Origin of the sequence: Brevibacillus sp. MCWH, from assembly GCF_013096935.1 — a bacterium.
Taxonomy (GTDB): domain Bacteria; phylum Bacillota; class Bacilli; order Brevibacillales; family Brevibacillaceae; genus Brevibacillus; species Brevibacillus aydinogluensis.
The window spans coordinates 26,552-50,716 of the sequence record NZ_SDLF01000001.1 but is presented as its reverse complement, the minus strand read 5'-3'; the positions used below and the strand labels follow the sequence as shown (position 1 = coordinate 50,716).

The following is a 24,165-nucleotide window of genomic DNA, read 5'->3' as shown; positions in this document are numbered from 1 at the left end:
CTCCATTTTCGGAGGAACGCCCTTTTTTGCAATGGATGTGCTAATTCAGGAAACGCAACGGGTTTTGAACTTGTCCACCTTTTATCACCTCGAAATGGAGGTGTACCCCGGTGGAATCTCCGGTAGAGCCCATAACGCCGATCGCTTTGCCCTGTTCTACCACTTGGCCCACCTTTACACTGATGGAGCTCAAGTGGCCGTAGCGGGTCTTCATCCCGTTTCCGTGGTCGATCAGAATGCATTTGCCGTAATCGCCATCCCATCCGGCAAATACGACTCGGCCGTTGTCGGCCGCCCGGATCGTACCGGAACCTGCGATGTCGATACCTTTGTGCAGTTTGCCCCAGCGCATGCCAAAGCCGCTGCTGATACGGCCTCTGGCCGGCCAGGTAAAACGGCCTGTCCCACGTGACGGTATCACCTTGGTGCCCCGTTCCACAATTTTGGCCACGGGCTGGACCAGCACCTGCTGGTTGAGCACCCTGCGGTTAACCACCTGTCCGTTCTCCTTGATCACTTCGTAGCTGACCAGCTTGCTGCCGTCGCGTCCTGCCTGGACCACTCTGGTTTCCCCTTTGGGCAGCTTGTCGTTGTTTTTGATCTGCGTAGTGAAGGGGATCGCCTCTTTTTGCGAGACTTCCTCCTTTACCTGTACGGTGACCAGGGGACGGAGTGCTGTCACGTTGATCTTTTGCCCCAACTGGAGCACGGTGTCTTCCGTAATCCCCGGGTTGTTGGCGTAAATGTCCTTGGAAGTGATGCCGTACTTCTGCGCGATGCAGCCGATGCAATCACCCGGCACAACGGTATGGGTGACGGTTTTCAACGTGCCTTTGGAGAGCAGTACTTCCAGCTCGTCCACCGGAAGCACCTGCGCCGCCGCCACCGAGTCGCTTTCCAGCTTCACGTCTTCCTTGAACGTCACTTCCTTGACCTTTTCAGGCGCCGCCAACGGCATGGACGCGGCCGCAACCATCGCTTGCTTTCCTCTCAAGGCGGGAATGCCGGAGAACTTTTCCTTCACCTTGGCCAGCGCTTCCTCCGCCGATTCGCGATCAGCGGCGTAGCCGACCACTTTGCCGTCAACGACCAGCTTGACCGCTTCCACCTGGACGCCGGCAACATCGGCCAGTTTCTCAATCGCCGCGGCATTGTCGTATGTGCCTTTGAATACCTTTTCTTCCGTAAACGTTATGTAATTGGAAAGTTTTAGGTTCAGGCCATGCTTGTCCTCTTCTTCCGCCAGCTTGGCCTTGAGCCAGTTGTTCACCACGTCCGGACTGTTCACCACGCCGATTTCCTGTCCGTCTACACTCACGTGATAGAGCGTGATGACGTTGCTCGTATAGTAACCGTAGGCTGATAATCCAATTGTAGTTGTAAGGAGCAATCCTGCCGCGATGGACAGGGTTTGCTTTTTATGGGTGCGGAGATACGCGTTTGTGCGTGTCGCCGCGCTCTTTGCCAGTTTACTGCCGTTCTGGATGAGGCCGCTCATCCGCTTCAGCAGCTTGGCCTTCCATTCGGCCCATTGCATACCTTGTCCCTCCTGAAAACAGTGCAGCTTTTCCAAGCACCGGTACTTGCCGAATATTTGAAAAATACCGACCAGGTCAAAAAGCCTATCCTCATGTTTCCAGTTGCCTGTCAAATTGCCTAAAGAAACCAACTATGTCGACTTTACCACAAAAATAACGACAACATCAAGTGTAAAATATTGTCGAATAAACGCACCGACTAACAGGAATCATATGGATACCAGAGCGGCAGTGCTCACTTAGAAAACGTTGAGAGGAGCAGCACACGTGAAGGAACGCAACATTTTGGCCGGTTTCAAGACCGAGGAAGCGGCTGTTCAGGCACGCGACAAACTTCGTCAGGCTGGTTTCGACATCGTTCAGATCGACAGGATCGGTCAGTTTCCCGGCGATGGCGTGGAAAACGTTCTCAATCCGATTACCGGAGAAATCCCCAGTCTGGCAAAGATGACCATGGCAGGCGATTTTCCCAGCGGCCGTGACGCCAGCATTCTGGCAGCGGCCAACCCGGATGCGAGCGGTATGGCCGACCGCGGCGACGACGATCTGGAAGCCAGCATCCTGCTCACTGCTGTCGTGCCGGAAGAACGGGGCGACGAAGCGACCGACATCATCCGCGCCTGCGGCGGCATGGTCTAGCCGTATAACGCAAATGAAGCCACCTTCCCTCTCATTGGGCAGGTGGCTGTATGTTTATACGCATCGGGACGTCACACCTCGACCATCGACGTGATGTCCTTCAGCGCCAGGCGGCGAATCGTCGTTTTCCCTTCATCCCGCTGTTTGTATGTGGTGATGAAGCAGAGATACCCGTTGTCAAAATGAGTCATGGTTCCTTTGATGACGCAGCCGTTGAACATTTTCACCTGGACGTTCTTGCCCAGGAGTTTCATTGCCTTTTGATCAAATCCCATCATCGCGACCACCTCATTTTTCCCTTGGTATGCCATACCATATGCCCAGACAAAGTCGGTTTGTGTCTGTCCGCCACAAAAAAATTTTCCCCTGCTTATCCTCCTGGGCACAAACGAAGACGACAGGACAAGAGTGCTCCTTCTTTCCGACCTGAATGGGACAAACAGACCAGGACGTTTTGGTCAAACGGGGGCAAAATCCCTTCCTCCGCACTGCGAAACCGGTCACAGAAATATCAGGTGACAAATGAAAATAAAAAAGCTGCCCGAAACGGCAGCTTTTTCGTATGCAATTTGCCTGATACAAAATTGATTATCCGTAGATGCCGCGGACAACCACGGTCTGTTCGCGGTCAGGACCCACGGAGAAAATGGAGAGCGGAATGCCGGTGAGCTGGGTGATGCGCTCCACGTAGTGGCGGGCATTTTCCGGCAGATCGTTGAGACTGCGCACTCCGGTAATGTCTTCCTTCCACCCCGGCAGCTCTTCGTAGATCGGTTTGCATTTGGCCAGCATATTCAGACTTGCCGGGAACGACTCGATAATTTGCCCGTTGTACTCGTACGCCGTGCAGATGCGCAGGGTGTCGATGCCGGTGAGCGTATCCAGCTTGGTCACGGCCAGTCCGGTGATCCCGCTGACGCGGCGGGCATGGCGGACTACCACGCTGTCAAACCAGCCGACGCGGCGCGGACGTCCGGTGGTTGTGCCGTACTCGAATCCCGCTTCGCGAATATAGTCGCCGGTTGCGTCGGTCAGCTCGGTCAGGAACGGGCCGTCACCTACGCGGGTGGTATAGGCTTTGGCGACACCAATCACCTGGTTGATCTTGGTCGGACCGACGCCGGAACCGATCGTGACCCCGCCGGCAATCGGGTTGGAGGAGGTGACGTACGGATAGGTGCCCTGATCGATGTCCAGAAGTACCCCTTGCGCGCCTTCAAACAATACGCGGTTGCCGCGGTCGATCGCGTCGTTCAGCACCACGGAGGTATCGGTGACGTACGGACGGATGATCTCCGCATACCCCAGGTACTCTTCCAGTATTTCGTTCAGGTCAAAGCCGCTGGTATTGTACATTTTCTCCAGCAGGCGGTTCTTCTCGGCCAAATTGCGCTCCAGTTTGCGCGCAAACTCATCCTTGTCCAGGAGATCGGCGATGCGAATGCCGATTCTCGCCGCCTTGTCCATGTACGCCGGACCGATTCCCTTGCGCGTGGTGCCAATCTTGTTTTGGCCGCGGCTCTCTTCTTCCACGCTGTCCAGCTTGATGTGGTACGGCATGATGACGTGCGCGCGGTCGCTGATTTTCAGGTTTTTCGTGGAGAACCCGAAACCGTGCAGGTAATCCAGCTCCGCCACCAGCGCCTTCGGATCGATCACCATCCCGTTGCCGATCACGCAAATTTTATCTTTATAGAAAATCCCGGAAGGAATCAAATGCAGCTTATACTTGTTTCCATCAAAAATAATCGTGTGCCCCGCATTGTTACCCCCTTGGTAACGGGCCACGACCTCTGCGCTTTCTGCCAGATAGTCTGTAATCTTTCCTTTACCTTCATCGCCCCACTGGGTTCCGACGACAACGACCGTTGACATCGAAAAACACCTCCTGCATTCGTCATATCCTTGATTGGGCCTGAAACACCCTAAGTGTACTAAACCAATTCATACCTTGTCAATGAAAATACGAACGTTAGGAGTTTGGTTAGTTTATACGTTCGGTATTTTTATCTTATTCAGAAAAACAGCCGCTGATCCCTCTTTTGCCGCTATCATGCGGACACAGCAAAAAAGCCGGACAGCTGTCCGGCCTTGCACCTGCCTGTGCCGCCTTCGCTGACCGCGGTGCGCTGCTCAACCCGCCATGTCGCGAAAGCGGTTGTCCAGGCTGACAAACTTGTTGTATTCCTTTAAAAACGCCAGCTCCACGGTTCCGGTCGGGCCGTTCCGCTGCTTGGCGATAATGACTTCGATCACGTTTTTGTTCTCGGTTTCCTTGTCGTAGTAGTCGTCCCGGTACAAAAACGCCACGATATCCGCGTCCTGCTCGATGGAGCCGGATTCGCGGATGTCGGACATCATTGGCCGCTTGTCCTGGCGCTGCTCCACGGAACGGCTCAGCTGGGAGAGCGCGATGATCGGCACGTTCAGCTCGCGGGCGATCCCTTTCAGCGTACGGGAGATTTCCGATACCTCTTGCTGCCGGTTTTCTCCGCGCCCGCGTCCCTGAATGAGCTGCAGATAGTCGATCACGATCAGCCCCAATCCTTTTTCCGCCTGCAGCCGCCGGCATTTGGCCCGTATGTCCTGCACGGTAATCCCCGGCGTATCGTCGATGTAGATGGGGGCCTTGGCCAGCGTTCCGATCGCCATCGTCAGCTTCTGCCAATCGTCCTCTTCCAGCCAACCCGTCCGCATCCGGGATGCATCCAGGTTGCCTTCCGCGCAGATCATCCGCTGTACGAGCTGCGATGCCGCCATCTCCAGCGAAAAGATCGCCACGGTCTCTCCCGCGCGGGCCGCCACGTTTTGCGCCACGTTCAGCGCAAACGCAGTTTTCCCCACGGACGGACGGGCGGCCAGGATGATCAGGTCGCTGCGCTGAAAGCCGGAGGTCATTTTGTCCAGGTCCGGGTAACCGGACGGAATGCCGGTCACGTCCCCCCGTCTCTGGCTGAGAAATTCAATCCGTTCGTAGGTTTCCAACAGCACGTCGCGAATCGGGACAAAGCCCCCGCTGTTGCGATTCTGGGCAATTTCCAGGATGTATCTCTCGGCATCCGCGAGAATCTGCGTGACGTCGTCTTCGCGCGAATAACCGTCATTGGCAATTTTGGTCGCCGTGAGAATCAACCTGCGCAGCAGCGACTTTTCCTCGACGATGCGGGCGTAGTATTCGATGTTGGCCGCCGTCGGCACGGATCTGGCGATTTCCGTCAGATAGGTGACGCCGCCCACTTCGTCCAGCAGCTTGTGGTCCTGCAGTTCCGCCGTCACCGTGACGAGGTCGACCGGTTCCCCTCTTTCGTAGAGGTCCTGCATCGTTTTAAAAATCCGCTGATGCGCCGTCTTGTAGAAATCTTCCGGTCGAAGAATCTCGATGGCCGTGATGAGAGCTTCCTTGGATAAGAACACTGCCCCCAGAACAGACTGCTCGGCCTCGTTGTTTTGCGGCGGCACACGGTCCAAAAACAGGTCGCTCACGTCACACCCCCTCGCTTGCCTCGATTATTCTTCCACCACGTGCACTTTGAGCGTTGCCGTCACTTCGTTGTGCAGCTTAACCTTGATTTGCGTCACACCCAGCGAACGAATCGCTTCCATCTCCAGTTTGCGCTTGTCTACCTTGATGTTGAACTGCTCTTCCAAGGCTTGCGCCACCTGTTTGCTCGAAATGGCGCCGAACAGGCGGCCGCCCTCTCCCGCTTTTCCCGCTACTTTCACGGTCAGTTCGTTCAGCCGTTTTGCCAGTTCCTGAGCTTCCAGCTTCTCCTGCTCCTTGCGTTTTGCCTCGCTGCGCTTCTGCGCTTCCAGCGTCTTCAGGTTGGCCTCTGTCGCTTCCTTGACCAGTCCGCGCGGCAGCAGGAAGTTGCGCACATAGCCTTCCGACAGGTCTTTCACTTCGCCTTTTTTGCCTTGTCCTTTCACATCTTGCAGAAAAATGACTTTCATCGTCGTTTCCCCCTTTTCATCGAATACTGGTCGAGGGCAGAGCGTAACAACAGTGCCTTACGCGCGCCTAGACGACCTCATCGATTGCTTCTTTCAAGCGTTTGACCGCCTCTCGCAGGGAAATGCCCTCGATCTGGGTGGCCGCGCCGTTCAAGTGGCCGCCGCCGCCCAATCGCTCCATGATGGATTGGACGTTGATGTCCCCCAGGGATCGGGCGCTGATCAGCACGGTGTCATCGGCGCGTCTGGCGACGACAAACGACGCGGCAATCCCGGACAGCGACAGCAGTTGCTCCGCCGCCTGGGCCACCTGTACCTGTGTAAAGTCCTCGCTCGGATCGCCCACGGCAATCGCCATGTTGTCGCGGTACGTCTCCGTGTTCATGATGACGCGCGCCCGCTTTACGTACTGCTGCAAGTCTTCTTTCAGCAAGCGCTGAACCGCCGCCGTGTCTGCCCCGTTCCGGCGCAAAAACGACGCCGCTTCAAAGGTGCGCGAACCGGTGCGGAATGCAAAACTCTTGGTATCCACCACGATCCCGGCCAACAGGGCCGTCGCGATCAGGTTGTCGATGTTTAACCGTTCGCTCTGGTACTGCAACAGTTCCGTCACCAGCTCCGACGTGGAGGAGGCGTACGGTTCCAGGTACAAAAGCACCGGCTCGATGAACTCTTCGGAGCGGCGATGGTGGTCGATCACCACGATCCGGCTGGTTTCCTGCAATAGCTGCGGTTCGATGACCAGCGACGGCCGGTGTGTATCGACGACGACGAGCAGCGTCCTGCCGGTGACAAGACGAATCGCCTGCTCCGGCGTAATGAACGAGTCGGCCAGCTCCGGATGGGCGTAGATCTCCTTCATCAGCCGCTCCACGGACGAGTTGCCTTCGTCCATGACGATGTAGGCCTCTTTGTTGTGGACCTGCACCGCCTTTAACACCCCGAGCGACGCGCCGATCGAGTCCATGTCCGGCTGCTTGTGTCCCATGACAATGACGTGCTCTGCTTCGTGGATCAGGTCGCGCAGCGCGTGCGCGATCACGCGGGCACGGACGCGCGTGCGCTTCTCCACGGCGTTGGATTTGCCGCCGTAAAACGTCAATTTGTTGCCCACTTTGACCGCGGCCTGGTCGCCGCCTCGACCCAACGCGATATCCAGGCTGGATTGGGCCATTTGTCCCAGTTCGATGTACGTGTCGGCTGCCGCTCCCACCCCGATACTGAGTGTCAGCGGTATCTTGTTGTCGGCCGTCATCTCCCGCACGACGTCCAAAATGTCGAAACGGCTTTCTTCCAATTTGTCCAGCGTCTCTCGCTCCATTAGTCCCAAAAACTTGTCGGCCGTGAGTCGACGCAGGTAGATGCCGTGCTTGTTGGCCCACTCCGTAATGACCCCGGACACGCTGGTGGATAACAGGGTGCGGCTTTGTTCGTCCATGACCTGCCCCACTTCGTCCAGATTGTCGAGGTGAATGATGGCGAGCACGGCCTTTTCGCGATGGTAGCGAAGCGACAGCTCTTTCATGTCGGTAATGTCCGTGAAGTAGAGCAGCCGCTCATCGGGCCGGATCAGCACTTCATAGGTACGTTCGTTGTAGGTAAACTCCAGCCGCTTCTGCTCCGGTTTCCAGCTCAGATGCGGAAAAACGTCCTGGAGACTTTTCCCGATCATCATTTCGTCTCCCGACATGTTCGTCATGAACGGGTTTACCCACTCGATTACCTTATCTTCGTTGTACAACAATATGCCGATCGGCAGTTCCTGGATGACGCCTTCTCCCGCTTTTTTCACCCGGTGCGTCACCGTAGCCAGGTATAGGCGCAGATCCCGTTGAAAGCCTTTTTCCGCTTGCAGGGCATAAAGAACCAGGCCAATCAGACAGATAATCCCGATCGCCCCGTACATCCAGTGATGCAGCGTCAAAATCCCCAACAGCAACAAGCTAAAGCTGAGAGCCAGGACCATATGCAGCCCGTACCAACGCTTTAACAGGAATTTGGGCATTTCCTCAGCCCCTCTTCACTCTTGTTTCCAGTTTTTTGCGCAATTGCAGCCCCAGATCTAAAATGCCTAATAAGCTAAGTATAGTAGTTAGGAACGGAAAAATAAATAGAGAGACAACAAGCGCCGGGGCCAATCGCTTCCATCCGTACAGATGACAGGCAAACAGAACGAAAGCCAATCCCTGCAGGACAAAGACGCCGTCCAGCATCACCTTTACGTTGAGAACGGCGCTTGACCAGAACGTTTCCTCCATCTCCTGTCCTACCACGAACAGACCGATCAGGGCAGCAAAATAGTAGTACAGCAGGGAGCGGGGAAAGCTCCACTCGCGCACCGGCTTCAGGGCGGGCACGGGGTACCCCAGCCGCTTGCCAATCAAGCGCGCCAGCCCGTGTGTGATGCCGCTCTGCAGGTAGCTGAACATGACCAGAAACGCCGGCAATACCATTTTGCCAAGCGCAAGGGACTGTTCAAACTGCTCTTTGGTCATAAACGACGGCTTGAAGGCTGCCGCCTCCCGCATGACCGCCTGGAAGTCGACATGCAGGACAAACGTTGCGAGAGCCAAAAAGGAAACGAATCCGAGAAACACCACGCCGGCTCCCGCCGTAATCGCAGACAGCGCCGTCCCGCGCTTGGCGTACATCACGCCCATGACGCCGCCCCACAGCCCGGACAAAAGCGCGATAAAGCCGGTCGTCGGCCCGATCAGCACTCCGCTCAACAAGGCAAAGCCTGTCACGATCCAAATCATGTTCGGGACCGTTCGTCTCATGCCCAACAGCACGAACGGCAGCGGAAGCAATAAGCTGGTTACGACGCCGAGCACCGTGTAGAGGCTGACAAACAGCAGCACCAGCGCGATGGCCAACAGCACGGCGTTCTCCGCCAGTTGTTTGGTTTTTGAAGGCATGGCGACACCTCACTGAAAATCTGGCAATGACAACAAATATGGAAAAAAGAGGGCCACACAATTGTGTCCCCCTTTTGCATTGTGTCAATTATTCAGCCGTGTACTGCAGCAGTGCCACTTGACGTGCACGTTTGATGGCTACGGTCAGCATGCGCTGATACTTCGCAGAAGTGCCGGTTACGCGACGAGGCAGGATTTTGCCGCGCTCGCTGATAAACTTCTTCAGCAGATCGGTGTCTTTGTAGTCGATGTGCTTGATTTTGTTAACCTTGAAGTAGCACACTTTGCGACGCTTGTTCGGACGTCCTTTGCGCGCCATGAAAAGTCCCTCCTTTTGCAGGAAATGTGAAGTTCTACGATTGAACGCAACCTCAAATCAGAACGGCAAGTCATCATCCGAAATGTTGATCGGCTTGCCAGCATTGGCAAAGGGATCTCCAAATGGATCAAAGTCGTCACGTTGGCCGCCGGTCGGTTTCCCGCCGCCAAAGCCGGGATCGTAACCTGCGCCTTCACTGCCACGCCCGCCCAAAAACTGGACGTTTTCCGCCACAACTTCCGTCACGTACACCCGTTTGCCTTCCTTGTTGTCGTAGGAACGCGTCTGAATGCGCCCTTCGACAGCCGCTTGTCTGCCTTTGCGCAGATACGTGGCGCACAAATCGGCCAGCTTCTGCCAGGCGACAATGTTAATGAAGTCGGCTTCCCGCTCGCCCGCCTGATTGGGGCGCGGACGGTTCACCGCGAGGGTAAAGGTGGCAACAGCGACACCGTTTGGCGTATAGCGCAACTCCGGATCTTTCGTCAGGTTTCCGATGAGAATGACTTTATTCATCTTGGGTCCCCCTCTGCCCGCGACGACGATTACTTCTCTTCACGAACAAACAAGTAGCGAATCACGTCGTCGTTAATTTTCATGAGACGCTCTGCTTCCGCAACAGCATCGGGATTCGCCTTGAAGTTCATCAAAACGTAGTAACCCTCACGGAACTTTTTGATCTCATACGCAAGACGACGCTTGCCCATCTCTTGAAGATTGGTCACTTCGCCGCCGAAGTTGGTGACAACTTCCTGGTAACGAGCAACGTTGGCTTTTACTTTCTCCTCTTCAAGGTCTGGACGCAATACGTACATTACTTCGTATTGACGCATACCTTTCACCTCCTTATGGACTTAGCGGCCCTGTACGGGCAAGGAGCGAGTGCAGATAGATAAGCATGGGACATGCACTCCATAAATACTCGCATTTTTGTATTATAGCAAAGCGCCTTCTGAGAGGCAAGGTTGAGTTCTATACGTTGAACCGGAAATGCATGACATCGCCGTCCTGGACGACGTACTCTTTCCCTTCCAGACGGTACTTGCCCTTTTCCCGGGCGGCCGCCACGGAACCGGCTTCCACCAGGTCGTCGTAGGAGATCACCTCGGCGCGGATAAAGCCCCGTTCAAAGTCGCTGTGGATCACTCCCGCTGCCTGCGGGGCCTTGGTGCCCTTGCGGATGGTCCACGCACGCACTTCCTGCACGCCGGCAGTGAAGTAGGTGATCAGTCCCAGCAGGTCGTAGGCGGCGCGAATCAGACGGTCGAGACCGGACTCCTTCAGCCCCAGCTCTTCGAGGAACATCTGCTTGTCTTCGCCTTCCAGCTCGGCGATCTCCGCCTCCACCTTGGCGCTGATCACGACCACCTGCGCCCCTTCCTCTGCTGCCTGCTTGCGCACCGCCTGCACGTGCGGATTGTTGTCGGCGTCAAGAATGCCGTCCTCCGCCACGTTGCACACGTACAGCACCGGCTTGATGGTCAACAGATGCAGATCGCGGATCAGTTTGCGTTCATCCTCGTCCAGCTCCACGCTGCGCGCCGGCTTGCCTTCTTCAAATGCCGCCTTCAGGCGTTCCAGCACGTCCAGCTCCTGCTTCGCCTCTTTGTCGCCCGCTTTTACCTTGCGGCCGATCCGGTCGATGCGCCGTTCGACCGACTCCAGGTCGGCAAAGATCAGCTCCAGGTTGATCGTCTCCATGTCGCTCAGCGGATCGACGCGCCCAGCCACGTGCGTGATGTTTTCGTCCTCAAAACAGCGCACCACGTGAGCGATCGCATCCACCTCGCGAATGTGTCCCAGGAATTGGTTTCCCAATCCTTCGCCCTTGCTGGCCCCTTTGACCAGACCGGCAATGTCCACAAACTCAAATGCCGTCGGAACCACCTTGTTCGGCACCACGATCTCCGTCAGCTTGGTCAGGCGCGGGTCCGGCACCTCGACAATACCCACGTTGGGGTCGATGGTACAGAACGGATAGTTGGCCGATTCGGCGCCCGCCTGCGTGATCGCGTTGAACAAAGTCGACTTGCCTACGTTGGGAAGGCCTACAATGCCACAAGATGCACCCATCTATATACACTCCTTGTTTTCATCCTCATATCCTTTTCAGTATATAGATTTGGCTGAAAGAATACAATTGTCTCCTTGTGGCAGCATATCCCTGCATGCGGTTGCGTCTGTGAGCGTCTTTTACGCTACTTACGTTAGCATCCTGTGCTGGGACAAAAAAAGCTCCCTTTCTTGCGGGACAGGGGCTATTTATACTTGTCCTGTTTGATAAAACTAGTCCCGAACACAACACAAAAATGAAACGCCTCCGCTGAATACGAGGGCGCACGTTACGTCATCATTTACTGTTTTTCATTTTCATCCTTTTGCTGCATAAAAGAACTCAATGGATCTTTGCCAACTCGACCGGACATCATATCGTCAAAAGGGGTATAATCTGTCCTGCTTGGCAGCTTGTTTTTTTTAATCGACTTATAAATCAACCACAGTAATCCTGATGCGATAACGAAGGTAAACAACAACGGGATTACACTCATTTGTTTCACCCTTTTACTTTTTCACTGCTTTTGCAATCCTGTCGGCTGCTTAACTACGAAGCTTTATTGAATAATATATCAATTCTGTAATATTTTATACAACAAACTCCCTTCACTGCCGAAGGGAGTCAGACTAAAGACAAACTGTTTATTTATTGAGTGTCCACAAGGAAACGATCTTTCATCGTTTCCAGGCTGAAAGGCCTGCATATTCATCAACCGAAGCTGAAGACAAAGTACATGGCATGGAGTGATGGGCCAAGCGAGCTCCTTTGACGACCTGCTCAGCGGAAAAACGCTAGACGCAGGGAAAAACAGGGGGCACAAGTTTCCTTTCGTCGAAACACCCAGATGTTTGCCCCCTGCCCGCGTCGCGTTTTGAAGCGGACATCATCTACTTCTTTGCTGGGCGTCAAGAGAGCCAGCGGGCCCGATCACCCATGCGCCACCAACTTTGTCTACACACGGAAACTCCCTTCACTGCCGAAGGGAGTTTCTCCTGCACTAATTCTTTTCGTTGACCAGCTTTTCCAGCTCGTTGAGCGTCTCCTCGAAGATCTCCATCGCCTGTTCGATCGGCTTGGAAGTGGACATGTCCACGCCTGCCGCTTTCAACACCTCGATCGGCGGCGCGGAGTTTCCTGCTTCGAGGAAGTTTTTGCGAATGCGGTCGACTGCCGGTTTGCCTTCGTCCAGCACCTGTTTGGCCAGAGCCTGGGAAGCGGCGAAGCTGGTGGAGTATTGGTAGACGTAGTAGCGGTAGTTGAAGAAATGCGGTACACGCGCCCATTCCATGGCGATTTCCTCGTCCGAGACCATGTCCTTGCCGTAGTACTTCTTGTTGAGGTCCAGATAAATCTGCTTGAGCGCTTCGGCGTTGAGCGATTCACCCGCCTGTTCCTTCTCGTGAATCAACCGCTCAAACTCGGCAAACTGGGTCTGTCTGAAAAGCGTGGAGCGGAAGTTCTCCAGGTAGTGATTGAGCAGGTACATTTTCTCTTCCTTGGTCTTGGCCTTTTCGTACATGCTCTTGAACAGCAGCGTTTCGTTCATCGTGGACGCCACTTCCGCCGTAAAGATCGGATAGTTCGACGTGATGTACGGCTGCGTCTTGTTGGTGTAGTACGACTGCATCGCGTGGCCCATTTCGTGGGCAATCGTAAACACGTCGTCCAGCGTGCCCTGGTAGTTGAGCAGCACGTACGGGTGCGTGTCATACGCTCCCCACTGGTACGCCCCGCTGCGCTTGTCGTCGGTGGAGTAGACGTCCACCCAGCCGCCTTCCAGGCCCTCGGCCAGCACCTTCACGTAGTCGTCCCCCAGCGCCTGCAGTCCGTCGATGACCATCTTCTTGCCTTCCTCGTACGGAATGTACTTGTCGTCAGACGGCACGATCGGCACGTAAATGTCGTACATGTGCAATTCCTTGACGCCGAGCATTTTCTTCTTGAGCGCGATGTAGCGGTGCAACAGCGGCAGGTTTTTGTTCACGGTTTCGATCAGTTCGTCGTACACTTTCGTAGGGATGTTGTTGGGCGTCAGGCTGGCCTCCAGCGCAGAGCCGTAATTGCGCGCCTGGGCGTAAAAGTTGTCCGCTTTTACTTTGGCTGCCAGCGTCTGGGCAAAAGTGTCCTGGAAGTCTGTCAGCGCCTGATAGTATGCCTTGAACGCATCTTTCCGCACCCGCGGGTCCTTGCTCTCCAGATAGGAGACGAAGTTGGCCCGCGTCAACTGCACTTCATTCCCCTTTTCGTCCTTGATTTTTGGAAATTTCACGTCCTTGGAGAGCATGCTGTAGATGTTGGTCGGCGAGTTGCCCAGCGGCGACGATTTGGCCAGCAATTCCTCCATCTCTTTGGGCAGCGAGTACGGTTTGGTGCGGATCATGTCCTCCAGCATCATTTTGTACGGCGCCAATTCCTTGGCTTCCAGGAAGCTCTTCATCTTGCTGTCCGGAATGGCGACGATCTCCGGCTGCATCCACGAGGTCTTTTCGGAGACCAGCGTGTTCATTTTTTCCGCCCGGTCGGCCAGCTTTTGCAGTTCGGGATTTGCCGAGTTGACGTCCAGGGCCATGTTGGCGTAGACGTACGCCTTGTCGTTCAAGCGCATCAGCGCACTGTAGTCGTCCAATGCCTGCAGCAGCGATTGCACCGATTGGCCCAGTTTGCCCTGATGCTTGGTAAACGCATTTGCCAGCGCTTCCACCTTGGCGACGTCCTTCTCCCAGTCCTGAACGGTCGGGTAGATATGATCCAACTTCCATTTGTACTTGTCGGGAATTTCGGCGCGGGATTTGTAAACGGGCGCTTCAGCCGCAGCCGCCACCGCCGCCGTGCTGTACGGGATAAACGGGGAAGATACGGTCGTCAACGCGATTGCCAGCGCCGTCAAAGATGCCAACGCATGCTTTTTCACACAGAATCGCCCCTTTTCTTTATGTTATATCTTTGCTAAATACTGTAATTATATCCCTCCCCCTAAATTCCTTCTTACTAATAAAAATATTTAAAATATTTAATACTATTTATCCAAAGATTTGCATTGTTTGTGAATAAAACTGTGTATAATATTTGGCGAATCGTATGGTTATCCACAGTTTTAGCGGCAAATTCCCGGAAAAACGACCTGGTTGTCCACATTTTTGTGGATAGTGTTGTGTATAACTTAATTTCCGCGCAGCGTGACAAACGCCCATACCGCCTCCTCTCCTCTGACATAGCATAGGTAATGAATCCAGGGTAGGAGGTGTTAGCTAGTGGGTATCTTCAACGGCCGCTTCGACGGTTTCGCGCTTGTGCTGGTTCTCTTCATCCTGCTTGTTATCGTTGGTTGTGACTGCGAGTAACGTTCCCGCGCTATCCAAGCTATATAAGGTGTACAACCGTTTGAAGCGAGCATATCCATCCCCGGCATCGCTTCGACAGCGGCTTTGCCTGAATATCGAGAGGGTAACCACACGAGGTGTTGCGCAAGGCCAGACGGCAACCGACCGGGTCCCTTGCCTTTTGCCATCATTGACCAAACGAAAGAGGATGCAACCTGTGACGCGTCGCATCCTCTTTCCTTGTGCTCGCTTGTTCGATTTTGCTGTGCTTGCCATCGTTTTCGCCGACCCGGCATTCCAGTCGTGAACGGTTACGATTCCGGCTGTTCCTCTGCCCGAACCAGCACTTTTTTCATTTTCCGCTCAAATTCCAGACGCGGGATCATCACGCTGTGTTCGCACCCGGTGCATTTGATGCGGATGTCCATGCCCATGCGGATTACTTTCCAGGCGTTTGTCCCACATGGATGGGGCTTTTTCATCTGCACGATGTCCCCCAGGGCAAACTGCTTACGTTCCATGCTTCTCCCTCCTTTTCCTCTTCCCTCTTGTCAGGCTTGTCCTTTTGGCTGGAACACCAACCGCGGATACGGAATCTCGATGCCGCGGGCGTCGAACTCCCGCTTGATCATCGCCCGCAGCTTGCGGCTCACACCGTGATGGGTGTTCGGTTTGCATTCCGCCGTCACGCGCATGATCACTTCCATCGGACCGAAGGCGTGAACGCCAAGCAATTGCGGTTCCGCGACGATATCCGGCACTTCGTCCTGCGCCTTTTTGATGATCTCTTTCAGGACGCGTTCGACGTTGTCCAGATCCTCTTCATAGGCAACCGATACGTCCACGACCGCCAACGTGTTTTGCAGCGAATAGTTGGTCACCTGCGTGATGCTCCCGTTGGGGAAAATGTGAACCTCCCCCGTCCAACTGCGAATCCGGGTGATCCGCAGGCCGATCTCCTGCACCGTACCCGTCATGTTGTTGATCGTGACCACATCGCCCACGGCGAACTGATCTTCAAAAATGATGAAGAAGCCGGTGATCACGTCGCGCACCAGGCTTTGCGCGCCAAACCCGACTGCCAGCCCCAGCACCCCTGCGCTGACCAGCACGGGACGCAGGTCGACGCCCAACTGCTGCAGTGTCAGCAAGATGGCCAAAAAATAGATCGAGTAACGAGCGACGTTGTTCACCAGCACCCGCAGCGTGTCGACCCGCCGCTGCTCGATCTGCAGCTTGCTCCCCCGCCGATGTTGAAACACCCGGTTTACCGCCGCCTGGACGAGCGCCACCACGATGCGGGACAAGATGATAATCAGCAGGATTTTCAGGACGATCGCTCCGATTGTGATCCATGTGTCGGGATTGGTCAGGTAAGCGCTCGCTTGCGCATACAACGTCTCAAACCATCGCTCCTGTTTGGCAATTTCCTCTGTCACGTTTACTGCTCCTTCCTGTTTCCGTGTTCGTCGATTTCGTGGTAGCAGTCGGAAAACAAGCGAAAGTAGCCGCGAATTTCTACATGCTGCCCTTCGATGATTTCTCTGGCCTGCCGGTAATCAGCCAGCGGGAACTCAATGGACAAGGCGCAGCCGGCCGTGATTTCTTTCGGGGTCGGACGAGTGTCAATGTCGATATCGGCATACTCCAGCAGCATCTCCGCCCGCAGTGCCTGCTGGGTGGAATCGAACGCGATCAGTACAGTCTCGCCTTCCACATCGAGCCCCTCCCTCCACTTTTTCTGTTCCCATTGTACCTGTTCGGATACAACCGCGCCAGTTTCCCCGGTTGTAAAGAATTGCTTCTGCGGGTAATGCGTCAAGGCATAGAAATGAAACAGGCCCATCACGCTTTGCCTGTCGTTGTTTCACTATCCAGAGCGTTCAAAACAGCCGCAACCTTTGTATTAGCTGGTATAAAAAAACCCGTCCGGTACTATACTGTGAATACTTTTGGTGTGAACCGCATTCGGTGTTATCGGCCTTGAACGACGCGAGACTTGGGGGTAGTCATGAACCTGTTTGATAGCCAGCGCAAGGACAGCTCCTTGCCACCGTTTACCGTCGAGTATCGAAATGAAACCGCCGCAGATCAGTTGGCTCAACACCTGGCGCAGCGCATCCTCCTGAAAACGCAACGCGACGACATCGTCATCCTCTGCATCGGAACCGACCGTTCTACCGGCGACGCGCTTGGGCCGTTGGTCGGCAGCAAATTGAAAGCCCGCACGCACCACCTGTTGCACGTATACGGAACCCTGGAAGAACCCGTGCACGCCATGAATCTCCGCGAAAAACTGGATGAAATTAACCGGACCCATCCACAGGCACTGCTCATCGCCATCGACGCCTGTCTCGGCCAGTTTAGCAATGTGGGCAATATCAACGTGGCGGACGGGCCCCTGAAGCCAGGCGCCGGCGTAAAAAAGGACCTGCCCTCGGTCGGTACCTTTCACATTACCGGCATCGTCAACGTCGGTGGTTTCATGGAGTATTTCGTCCTGCAAAACACCCGGCTCTACGTGGTCATGCGCATGGCGGAGATTATCGCCAATGCCCTGTTTCAGGCCGCGCTGATTGTTTCCGGGGATCAAAACAAACTGGGCACGGCGCTGCAAGAGTAAGAAACGCTTCAACCATTCTGATAAAAAAAGACTTGTTTCCTTACGGGGAATACAAGTCTTTTTGCTGTTATGACAAGATGGTCAATCGCCGCCTGGCCACATTCACGGTGATCGGCGTAACGCCCGCCATTTCGCCGTCGGCATGCACCACCATTGGTCGTTCCGATTGAATGGTGATGGTAGCGCCGCGAAAAAAGCGAGCCGCCGGATGATGTACATGTTTGCCCGTATAAATCAGCGGAAAGGCCCGAAGCAGGCTCCAGCGGCTGGCGTGGCTGACCACACAGATGTCTGCTCGGCCGTCGTCCGGAACCGCATCTGGACAAATCTGCATCCCTCCACCGTAACTGGATATGTTTGCAACAGCGATCAGCCAGACGTTTTCCAGCGTCTCCTGACGGTCGTCGATCACAACCGTCACCGAGCAGGGCTTGTATGTGAGCAGAACGCGCACAACTGCAAGGAAATAAGCCAGGACTCCCAGCTTGATCTTGTTCAGCCACCGTTTATAGCGCGCCCGGTTTGCCGTTACTGCCACCTGACCGTCCAATCCGGCGCCAACGGAATTTATCGCCACCATTCCGTTGAGCTGGAGCACATCAATCGTTTTGGTTACATTTCCTTGCAAAATCTTCTCCAACGCCTGGAGCGGATCGCGCGGCAAATTGTGTCCGCGGGCAAAGTCGTTCCCCGATCCCGCCGGAATATGGCCAAACGCACAGGCAACCTGCGATTCGTGAATTCCGTTTACCACTTCATTGACCGTTCCGTCACCGCCCACTGCCACAATTCCGGTTACGCTTCCGTTTTGCAGCACGTCCACGGCAAGCTGCTTCGCTTCGCCCGCCATGGACGTCTTACGCACCAAGTACGCGACGTTCCTCTGCCTCAATTCCTCCTCCAGCTGCTTCCATACCATTGCTCCCCTGCCGTTCCCCGAAACGGGATTCACAATGAATCCAAGCATTCTGCCCTCTCCCCCGCGAAGTTACTTGAGTTTATGACTGTATTATCATATGATCCCGTTCATCATCATCATAAAACAAAAACCGAGCATGTTATCAGGGATTCACCCTGACACCGCTCGGCTTTAGCTGGATTAGGAAGTTAATGACCTGCCTGTCTCGATCAATGTTTTCATACCGGACAGAACGATCGGCAATCCCTCTTCCAATACACGGGATGTATTTGGTGCTTCCTCAAACTCGTCGTGCACGACAGTCACCAATGTCACTCCGGCAAACTCAGCATGCGGCTCGATCTCCCAAGTCAAACGTGATGGCTTCTCCTCCGCGGTGTCGGCTTGCACAAGCAGTTGCCATGTCATCACCAGCCGACGGGGCGGCTCCACGACAAGAAACTCCCCTTTTGCCTGCAGCTGCCCTTGGGGATTCCATATCTCATACGGACAGCCTGCTTTGAATTCACCTTTAATCATTCCATTATACCAATATTGAGAAGTCAGCGAAGGATTGGTCAGCGCGTTCCAGACCTGTTCCGGATTTGTTTTGATCGCAATGCGGTTAATATGCCTGGGCTTTTGTTCCATGGCGGGTCCACTCTCCATCTCTTTTTTTAGCAGGCTTAATCCCGACACCCACGGTTCGGCGTACTTGCTTACCCACCTGTCGTAGATTTGGCGAATGGCTACAGGGTTCAAGTAGTGGTACTTCTCCCGCCCTACCTTACACGTAGTAAGCAGGCCCGCTTCCTCCAGAATGCGAAGATGCTTCATAACGCCGAATCGGGACATCTGCAGATGAGTGCAGAGATCATGTAATGTTCGGCCATCCTTTTCATACAACAGGTCCAACAGTGTTCGCCTGCTGGGATCGGCCAGTGCTTTAAATATATCGTCCATATGGAAATGCCTCCATGATGTCCACGAACTAGGCAATGGTAAAACATATCAATAACCATTGACATGTTACCATATAGTAACATATATTAAAAGTGACCATTTGGTCACATATTATGACGCACGGGATGTTCTGCCGGCAACCATCACGTTGCAACTCCTGGGGGTGATTTGGCAGCTGAAACTTGCTTATTTCGTTGCCATTCTGAATGCGGCGGTGATTGGCGTAACGTTTCTGCTTGTCAAACTGACGTTGACCTTCGCTACTCCTCTCGATACGTTGACCTACCGTTTCGCCGTCGCTTTTGCGGTCATGATTGTCCCGGCGATCTTTGGATTCTTCAAACTGGGCTACCGCGGCAAACCGCTGTTTTCCTTGCTGCTGCTGGCCTCCTTATACCCAATCGCTTACTTCGTGCTGCAAACATATGGGCTCCAGCATGCTGCGTCTGCGGAAGGCGGCATCATCAGCGCCATGACGCCAGCCGTCACGATGATATTTGCTTCCGTCTTTTTAAAAGAAACGACCACCTTGATGCAGAAGCTCTCTCTTCTTCTGTCTGCGAGCGGCATTGTGTTCATTTATACCATGAATGGCGCAAGCGACTGGTCGCGGACCACCGGCATCGCCTTGCTCGTTCTCGCATGTGTCACATTAGCCGGGTACAACGTGCTGGCCCGATTGGTCACCAGACATTTCAGTGCTATGGAAATCAGTTTTTTTATGGTGGGGATCGCATTCGTCTCATTTTTGACTGCATCCCTTGGCATCCATGCTGCGGCAGGAACGATTGATACCTTTGTCGCTCCTCTTTCCAGCGGTGTCTTTATCGCCTTGATCAGCTGTCTTGGCTTGATTCAAGTGGCAACTGCCTATATGGCCAATTTTGTCTTATCCCGGATGGAAGCCGCCAAGATGAGCGTATTCTCCCACTTGTCCACGATTATCGCCATCGGAGCGGGTGCGTTGATCTTGGAGGAGAGCGTTACTTGGAGTCATCTATGCGGCGCTGTCCTGATTATCTCAGGGGTCATTGGAGTGAATATGCCGTGGAATGTTTCTAGCACATCAGCAAAGCAGCTGAAAAAAACAAGCAAAGCGAGGTCATAATGATGCACATTGCCATGATCGCCGGGAGCAACCGGCAAAACGCGACAAGTACAAGTGTGCTTCGTTATATCGAAACCATTCTGAAAGCCCGAAACATCCAGGTCTCCTTTATCGATCTGGCGGTTGTGCGGCTGCCGCTCTTTTCCCCCGATGCGGAAGATGTTCACCCGGAAGCAGATTTTATGATCAGATCAGTCAAACAAGCTGACGGCCTCATCCTGGCAACTCCCGAATACCATGGTTCCATCTCCGGTTCGTTGAAGAATGCGCTGGATTATTTGGATAACAGCCACGTAGCGGGCAAGCCGGTATTGACCGTAAGCTCGGCAGGCGGGCGTCTCGGTGTGAGTTCACTTGTCCATTTGCAAAGCATCATCCGGAATCTTCACGGTATTCTAAGTCCGGAATGGATCTCGATCGGGGACGGTCACCCCCTCTTTGATCGGGATGGGGCTCCTCGAGATCCGGAGATATTACAGCGCATTGATCAAGCCGTTGAACAATTTATCGAACTCGTGAGGAAGTTGGGAAACGACACACAACCTAGGAAAGTGATGATGGAATCATGATGACCCCCGCTGAAATCAAAACATACTTGAAAAGAATCGGCATTGAGGACATACAGCCGCCAACCTTGTCTTACCTCACGCAGCTTCACAGAGCGCATGTGGCATCCATCTCCTGGCAAACCATTGATATCGTCGCCGGCAGACCGGCTCCGATCGATCTGGATGAGTGCGTCCGGCTCATGCTGAGTAACCGCAGCGGTTATTGCTTTCACTTGAACGGCGCATTCAGTGTGCTTCTTCGTTCGCTTGGCTTCCGGGTTTTTTGGCATAGAGCCGGCGTCCAGCCTCTGGGGCAGGAACCTCGGATCAATTCCTTTCACCTCGGGTTAACCGTCAGCCTGCCGAATGAAGAGCAACAAGAACAGCGATACATCGTCGATGTGGGATTGGGCGATATGCCCTATGAACCAATCCCGCTGCAGATCGGCACTTACGAACAAGGGCCGCTGCGCTACCAGGTTGAGAGCTCCGGCGTCGTTCAAGGCGGTTGGCGGCTTGTTCATGACCCGAACGCATCGTTTGTCGGTGTAGATTTTGCTCCTGATGACTTGGAGGACCTGGAAGAGTTCAAACCCAAACACGAATTTTACAGCACGTCGCCGGAGTCACCCTGGTATAAGCTGTTTCTTGTTCGGCACAGACACGCCACGGGCAGTAATGAATTGAGAGGCTGTATATGGAACAAGCGGGGAATCGATGGGATTGAGAAAATCGAACTCCGTACAAAATCGCAATGGCTGGAAGTGCTGGGAGATGTGTTTCAGGAGCATTTGGTCAATTATAGCAAGCTGGAGCGTGACGATCTATGGAATCGGGTATGGAACTACCATGAGGAATGGAAAAAAGCGAATCAAAAATAAACGGGGACCAATCCAGTTTCGTTGCAAAAAAACCGTCAGGGATATGTTTCGTTCCCTGACGGTCCTCTATTTGTGGTCATGGTTGCCATGCAATTGCCCGCACGGTTTTCTACACACATATTGACTCTGCATTTATTTGCGGCCAAAGGAATAATTCGTCCACGTTATTTGAAGAAGGTGTCCAACCACTCCACAAGCGGAACACTCACTGCCGCAATTACCAGTGCAGGCAGCATATTGGCGACATTGATTTTCCGCAATTCCAAAATGTTGATGCCGATCGCGATAATCATCAATCCCCCTACCGCCGTTACCTCCGCCAGGATGGCCTCCAGCATCGCCGGGCTGACCAGACTGTTGATTTGTGTGGCCAACAGGGCAATCGTTCCCTGATAGAGAAAGACGGGAATCGCGGAGAAGATGACGCCTATGCCCAATGTCGATGAAAAGATGATCGCCGACAAGCCATCCAGCATAGATTTCGTGTACAAAATGTCGTGGTTGTTGCGCAAACCGCTGTCCAACGAACCCAACACGCCCATGGCACCGATGCAGTACACCAGCGTTGCCGTTACAAACCCGGTAGCGATTGTCCCCTGTCGGTTTCCCCCCATCTTTTTCTCCAGCCATTGGCCCAAGCGATTCAGGTTTTTATCGATGCCCATCAGTTCTCCGATGATCGAGCCCAGCACGATGCTGACAATCATGATCAAAATGTTGTTCGTATCCAGGCTCATTTTCACTCCCAGCACGATAACGGCAAGAGCAATCCCCTGCATCACCGTCTGCCGGATTGATTCCGGGATGCCGGACAACAAGCGCCCCAGCAATGCTCCCGCCGCAATGGCAAGCGTATTTACCAGTGTCCCCAACAAAAACACGTTCTCCACTCCTCTGTGATCGCAGCTTTTGGAAGAACTCCGTTTTGCCATTTCTGTACGCGGTGCTTTTACCGGGGGCTTTTACACAGGGCATTCGAAACAGCCTCTTCTGCACATATGTACAAAGCTGTTTTCACTCTGCCGTTATTCCCTCTTTCGCCTTTCCCTGCAAAGCGCTGCCGCGAAGGCACAGCCGCCTTCTTATGTTCCTCCTCAAGCGTTCTCTCCTTGCTGTTTCATGCCGTTCGCGGAATTTCCATCTGGTTGTTGCCGGTGCAATCATGTCAGAATCTCTGTCTCACCAGGGACTCTGCCGGTCATCACCTGAGCAGGCAACGTGGCCTCTTCCGCCTACGCCGGGTTGAACGCGGACGCAATCTCGCGGACCGCTTCCAGCAGCGCGTCTACGTCTTCCTCCGTATTAAAGACGCCAAAGCTGACCCGCACGGCTCCTCGCTGTTCCGTTCCTGCGGTCTGGTGTCCCAGCGGCGAGCAGTGGTAGCCGGCCCGCGTCGCAATCCCGTACTGCTGATCCAGGATAAAAGACGCCTCCGCAGCATCAACGCCTGCGATGTTAAAGGAAACGACGCCGACTCTTTCCGTTTCAATGCCCGGTCCGTACCATTCCACTCCCGGAATCTCCTGCAGTCCCGATATCGTCCGCTTCGTCAGTTCCCACTCATGTGCACGAATGGCTTCCACGCCTTTTTCCATGACAAACGTCACTCCGGCCAACAGACCAGCCAATCCCGTCGTGTTGACTGTTCCGCTCTCATAGCGGTCCGGCCTGGTCGTCGGCTGTTCGATTGCTTCTGATTGACTGCCTGTCCCTCCGTGGATCAGCGGCTCCAGATCTATTGACTCGTGAACGTACAGGCCGCCGGTCCCCTGGGGCCCGTAAAGTCCCTTGTGTCCGGGGAATGCCAGCATGCCGATGTTCATTTGCTCCACGTCGATCGGCAAGACCCCTGCCGATTGGGACGCGTCCACAAGCAATACGACACCGTGCCGCTTCGCCACTTCCCCCAATTCGGCGACCGGCAGAATCACCCCGGTCAAATTGGAAGCGTGGCTGACCACCAATAGTTTCGTTTTAGGCGTGATCGCCCGATCAAAATCTTCCGCGTGAAACCGTTGGTCGTCTCTCGGTTCCACATAGGTTATTTCCACCTGTTTGGTCCGACGCATGTACTCCAGCGGACGGCGCACGGAGTTGTGCTCAATCGACGATGTGACGACATGGTCCCCTTCTTTCAAAAACCCTTTGATCGCTTGATTCAGCGCCTGGGTCGCATTGAGATAAAAAAAGAGGTTATTCGGGTTTTGAATCCCAAACAACCGAGCCAATTGCACCCGCGTCCGAAACACGGTCTTGCTCGCCTTCATCGCCAACGCGTGCCCGCCTCTGCCCGGATTGGCCGCAAACTCATCAAGCACCTCAGCCATCATTTCCTTTACCCCGGGCGGTTTGGGCCAGGTAGAAGCAGCATTGTCCAGGTAAATGATCCGCATTGCTTCCTCC

General features: G+C 54.3%; 26 protein-coding genes. 6 read left to right on the top strand and 20 right to left on the bottom strand.

What is annotated here, in order from left to right; all coding sequences use genetic code 11:
* Window positions 1–40: 40 nt before the first annotated feature.
* Entirely contained in the window at window positions 41–1,537 is a 1,497-nt protein-coding gene (locus tag ETC00_RS00255; RefSeq protein WP_171563928.1) for a peptidoglycan DD-metalloendopeptidase family protein, read from the bottom strand.
* Window positions 1,538–1,805: 268 nt separating this feature from the next.
* Here ETC00_RS00255 and ETC00_RS00250 point away from each other — a divergent pair, with 268 nt between their 5' ends.
* Complete coding sequence (locus tag ETC00_RS00250) at window positions 1,806–2,177, top strand: hypothetical protein (protein ID WP_171563927.1); 372 nt, start codon at window positions 1,806–1,808, stop codon at window positions 2,175–2,177.
* 71 nt (window positions 2,178–2,248) lie between these two features.
* On the opposite strand, the gene ETC00_RS00245 is transcribed toward ETC00_RS00250, so the two are convergent.
* The 12 genes from ETC00_RS00245 to pepF form a co-directional block, all read right to left on the bottom strand.
* On the bottom strand, window positions 2,249–2,452 hold the full coding sequence (locus ETC00_RS00245; protein ID WP_371808859.1) for a hypothetical protein: 204 nt from the start codon (window positions 2,450–2,452) through the stop codon (window positions 2,249–2,251).
* A 313-nt stretch (window positions 2,453–2,765) separates the two neighbouring features.
* Window positions 2,766–4,052, bottom strand: coding sequence for an adenylosuccinate synthase (locus ETC00_RS00240; protein ID WP_171563925.1), 1,287 nt, complete (start codon window positions 4,050–4,052; stop codon window positions 2,766–2,768).
* A 258-nt stretch (window positions 4,053–4,310) separates the two neighbouring features.
* Window positions 4,311–5,660, bottom strand: a complete 1,350-nt coding sequence (gene dnaB / locus ETC00_RS00235; protein ID WP_171563924.1) for a replicative DNA helicase — start codon at window positions 5,658–5,660, stop codon at window positions 4,311–4,313.
* Between the two features lie 24 nt (window positions 5,661–5,684).
* Window positions 5,685–6,128: a 50S ribosomal protein L9 gene (gene rplI, locus ETC00_RS00230; protein WP_171563923.1), complete on the bottom strand. Its 444-nt coding sequence runs from the start codon at window positions 6,126–6,128 to the stop codon at window positions 5,685–5,687.
* Between the two features lie 67 nt (window positions 6,129–6,195).
* Window positions 6,196–8,133, bottom strand: a complete 1,938-nt coding sequence (locus tag ETC00_RS00225; RefSeq protein WP_171563922.1) for a DHH family phosphoesterase — start codon at window positions 8,131–8,133, stop codon at window positions 6,196–6,198.
* 4 nt (window positions 8,134–8,137) lie between these two features.
* A complete protein-coding gene (locus ETC00_RS00220) occupies window positions 8,138–9,046 on the bottom strand; it encodes a DUF2232 domain-containing protein (RefSeq protein WP_171563921.1) in 909 nt (302 codons plus the stop codon).
* A gap of 88 nt (window positions 9,047–9,134) precedes the next feature.
* Complete coding sequence (rpsR, locus tag ETC00_RS00215; protein ID WP_171563920.1) at window positions 9,135–9,365, bottom strand: 30S ribosomal protein S18; 231 nt, start codon at window positions 9,363–9,365, stop codon at window positions 9,135–9,137.
* Window positions 9,366–9,422: 57 nt separating this feature from the next.
* Window positions 9,423–9,881, bottom strand: a complete 459-nt coding sequence (locus tag ETC00_RS00210) for a single-stranded DNA-binding protein (RefSeq protein ID WP_171563919.1) — start codon at window positions 9,879–9,881, stop codon at window positions 9,423–9,425.
* Between the two features lie 29 nt (window positions 9,882–9,910).
* The gene (gene rpsF, locus ETC00_RS00205) at window positions 9,911–10,198 is read right to left on the bottom strand and encodes a 30S ribosomal protein S6 (protein ID WP_171563918.1); all 288 of its coding nucleotides are present in this window, start codon (window positions 10,196–10,198) and stop codon (window positions 9,911–9,913) included.
* Window positions 10,199–10,337: 139 nt separating this feature from the next.
* Window positions 10,338–11,438, bottom strand: a complete 1,101-nt coding sequence (gene ychF, locus ETC00_RS00200; RefSeq protein ID WP_171563917.1) for a redox-regulated ATPase YchF — start codon at window positions 11,436–11,438, stop codon at window positions 10,338–10,340.
* Window positions 11,439–11,719: 281 nt separating this feature from the next.
* Window positions 11,720–11,914: a hypothetical protein gene (locus tag ETC00_RS00195; protein ID WP_171563916.1), complete on the bottom strand. Its 195-nt coding sequence runs from the start codon at window positions 11,912–11,914 to the stop codon at window positions 11,720–11,722.
* Window positions 11,915–12,418: 504 nt separating this feature from the next.
* Window positions 12,419–14,332 (bottom strand): oligoendopeptidase F, encoded by a 1,914-nt coding sequence (gene pepF / locus ETC00_RS00190; RefSeq protein ID WP_171563915.1) that lies wholly within the window; start codon window positions 14,330–14,332, stop codon window positions 12,419–12,421.
* A 340-nt stretch (window positions 14,333–14,672) separates the two neighbouring features.
* Here pepF and ETC00_RS20910 point away from each other — a divergent pair, with 340 nt between their 5' ends.
* Window positions 14,673–14,762 (top strand): YjcZ family sporulation protein, encoded by a 90-nt coding sequence (locus ETC00_RS20910; protein ID WP_171563914.1) that lies wholly within the window; start codon window positions 14,673–14,675, stop codon window positions 14,760–14,762.
* Window positions 14,763–15,052: 290 nt separating this feature from the next.
* Here the strand turns inward: ETC00_RS20910 and ETC00_RS00180 are convergent, their stop codons facing one another.
* The 3 genes from ETC00_RS00180 to ETC00_RS20575 are packed head-to-tail and all read right to left on the bottom strand — an operon-like array spanning window position 15,053 to window position 16,458.
* Window positions 15,053–15,262 (bottom strand): DUF951 domain-containing protein, encoded by a 210-nt coding sequence (locus tag ETC00_RS00180; protein WP_171563913.1) that lies wholly within the window; start codon window positions 15,260–15,262, stop codon window positions 15,053–15,055.
* A 30-nt stretch (window positions 15,263–15,292) separates the two neighbouring features.
* A complete protein-coding gene (locus tag ETC00_RS00175; RefSeq protein WP_171563912.1) occupies window positions 15,293–16,180 on the bottom strand; it encodes a mechanosensitive ion channel family protein in 888 nt (295 codons plus the stop codon).
* Window positions 16,181–16,182: 2 nt separating this feature from the next.
* Entirely contained in the window at window positions 16,183–16,458 is a 276-nt protein-coding gene (locus ETC00_RS20575; protein ID WP_171563911.1) for a putative Se/S carrier protein, read from the bottom strand.
* A 294-nt stretch (window positions 16,459–16,752) separates the two neighbouring features.
* Between ETC00_RS20575 and yyaC the strand changes: the two genes are divergently transcribed.
* Window positions 16,753–17,364, top strand: coding sequence for a spore protease YyaC (gene yyaC, locus ETC00_RS00165; protein WP_171563910.1), 612 nt, complete (start codon window positions 16,753–16,755; stop codon window positions 17,362–17,364).
* A 67-nt stretch (window positions 17,365–17,431) separates the two neighbouring features.
* Here the strand turns inward: yyaC and ETC00_RS00160 are convergent, their stop codons facing one another.
* Window positions 17,432–18,331 carry a diacylglycerol/lipid kinase family protein gene (locus ETC00_RS00160; RefSeq protein WP_171563909.1) on the bottom strand — a complete coding sequence of 300 codons (900 nt, stop codon included), beginning with the start codon at window positions 18,329–18,331 and terminating at the stop codon, window positions 17,432–17,434.
* 132 nt (window positions 18,332–18,463) lie between these two features.
* A complete protein-coding gene (locus ETC00_RS00155) occupies window positions 18,464–19,225 on the bottom strand; it encodes an ArsR/SmtB family transcription factor (RefSeq protein ID WP_171563908.1) in 762 nt (253 codons plus the stop codon).
* A gap of 100 nt (window positions 19,226–19,325) precedes the next feature.
* Between ETC00_RS00155 and ETC00_RS00150 the strand changes: the two genes are divergently transcribed.
* Genes ETC00_RS00150 through ETC00_RS00140 form a run of 3 tightly spaced genes read left to right on the top strand, consistent with a single transcriptional unit; the run spans window position 19,326 to window position 21,762 of the window.
* Window positions 19,326–20,333, top strand: a complete 1,008-nt coding sequence (locus ETC00_RS00150; RefSeq protein WP_230077577.1) for a DMT family transporter — start codon at window positions 19,326–19,328, stop codon at window positions 20,331–20,333.
* Window positions 20,334–20,335: 2 nt separating this feature from the next.
* Complete coding sequence (locus ETC00_RS00145; RefSeq protein ID WP_171563907.1) at window positions 20,336–20,902, top strand: NADPH-dependent FMN reductase; 567 nt, start codon at window positions 20,336–20,338, stop codon at window positions 20,900–20,902.
* On the top strand, window positions 20,899–21,762 hold the full coding sequence (locus ETC00_RS00140; protein ID WP_171563906.1) for an arylamine N-acetyltransferase family protein: 864 nt from the start codon (window positions 20,899–20,901) through the stop codon (window positions 21,760–21,762). The genes ETC00_RS00145 and ETC00_RS00140 overlap by 4 nt, the downstream gene beginning before the upstream one ends.
* Before the next feature lie 164 nt (window positions 21,763–21,926).
* Here ETC00_RS00140 and ETC00_RS00135 read toward each other — a convergent pair whose 3' ends face one another.
* Window positions 21,927–22,643, bottom strand: a complete 717-nt coding sequence (locus ETC00_RS00135; protein ID WP_171563905.1) for a DUF554 domain-containing protein — start codon at window positions 22,641–22,643, stop codon at window positions 21,927–21,929.
* A gap of 351 nt (window positions 22,644–22,994) precedes the next feature.
* Window positions 22,995–24,155: an aminotransferase class V-fold PLP-dependent enzyme gene (locus ETC00_RS00130; protein ID WP_171563904.1), complete on the bottom strand. Its 1,161-nt coding sequence runs from the start codon at window positions 24,153–24,155 to the stop codon at window positions 22,995–22,997.
* Between the last annotated feature and the right edge of the window lie 10 nt (window positions 24,156–24,165).

Bases quoted from the DNA above. Each gene is read 5' to 3' on its own strand.
- ETC00_RS00255 (WP_171563928.1), bottom strand. From the start codon at position 1,537: ATGCAATGGGCCGAATGGAAGGCCAAGCTGCTGAAGCGGATGAGCGGC.
- ETC00_RS00245 (WP_371808859.1), bottom strand. From the start codon at position 2,452: ATGGGATTTGATCAAAAGGCAATGAAACTCCTGGGCAAGAACGTCCAG.
- ETC00_RS00240 (WP_171563925.1), bottom strand. From the start codon at position 4,052: ATGTCAACGGTCGTTGTCGTCGGAACCCAGTGGGGCGATGAAGGTAAA.
- rplI (WP_171563923.1), bottom strand. From the start codon at position 6,128: ATGAAAGTCATTTTTCTGCAAGATGTGAAAGGACAAGGCAAAAAAGGC.
- ETC00_RS00225 (WP_171563922.1), bottom strand. From the start codon at position 8,133: ATGCCCAAATTCCTGTTAAAGCGTTGGTACGGGCTGCATATGGTCCTG.
- ETC00_RS00220 (WP_171563921.1), bottom strand. From the start codon at position 9,046: ATGCCTTCAAAAACCAAACAACTGGCGGAGAACGCCGTGCTGTTGGCC.
- rpsR (WP_171563920.1), bottom strand. From the start codon at position 9,365: ATGGCGCGCAAAGGACGTCCGAACAAGCGTCGCAAAGTGTGCTACTTC.
- ETC00_RS00210 (WP_171563919.1), bottom strand. From the start codon at position 9,881: ATGAATAAAGTCATTCTCATCGGAAACCTGACGAAAGATCCGGAGTTG.
- rpsF (WP_171563918.1), bottom strand. From the start codon at position 10,198: ATGCGTCAATACGAAGTAATGTACGTATTGCGTCCAGACCTTGAAGAG.
- ychF (WP_171563917.1), bottom strand. From the start codon at position 11,438: ATGGGTGCATCTTGTGGCATTGTAGGCCTTCCCAACGTAGGCAAGTCG.
- ETC00_RS00195 (WP_171563916.1), bottom strand. From the start codon at position 11,914: ATGAGTGTAATCCCGTTGTTGTTTACCTTCGTTATCGCATCAGGATTA.
- ETC00_RS00180 (WP_171563913.1), bottom strand. From the start codon at position 15,262: ATGGAACGTAAGCAGTTTGCCCTGGGGGACATCGTGCAGATGAAAAAG.
- yyaC (WP_171563910.1), top strand. From the start codon at position 16,753: ATGAACCTGTTTGATAGCCAGCGCAAGGACAGCTCCTTGCCACCGTTT.
- ETC00_RS00160 (WP_171563909.1), bottom strand. From the start codon at position 18,331: ATGCTTGGATTCATTGTGAATCCCGTTTCGGGGAACGGCAGGGGAGCA.
- ETC00_RS00155 (WP_171563908.1), bottom strand. From the start codon at position 19,225: ATGGACGATATATTTAAAGCACTGGCCGATCCCAGCAGGCGAACACTG.
- ETC00_RS00145 (WP_171563907.1), top strand. From the start codon at position 20,336: ATGCACATTGCCATGATCGCCGGGAGCAACCGGCAAAACGCGACAAGT.
- ETC00_RS00140 (WP_171563906.1), top strand. From the start codon at position 20,899: ATGATGACCCCCGCTGAAATCAAAACATACTTGAAAAGAATCGGCATT.
- ETC00_RS00130 (WP_171563904.1), bottom strand. From the start codon at position 24,155: ATGCGGATCATTTACCTGGACAATGCTGCTTCTACCTGGCCCAAACCG.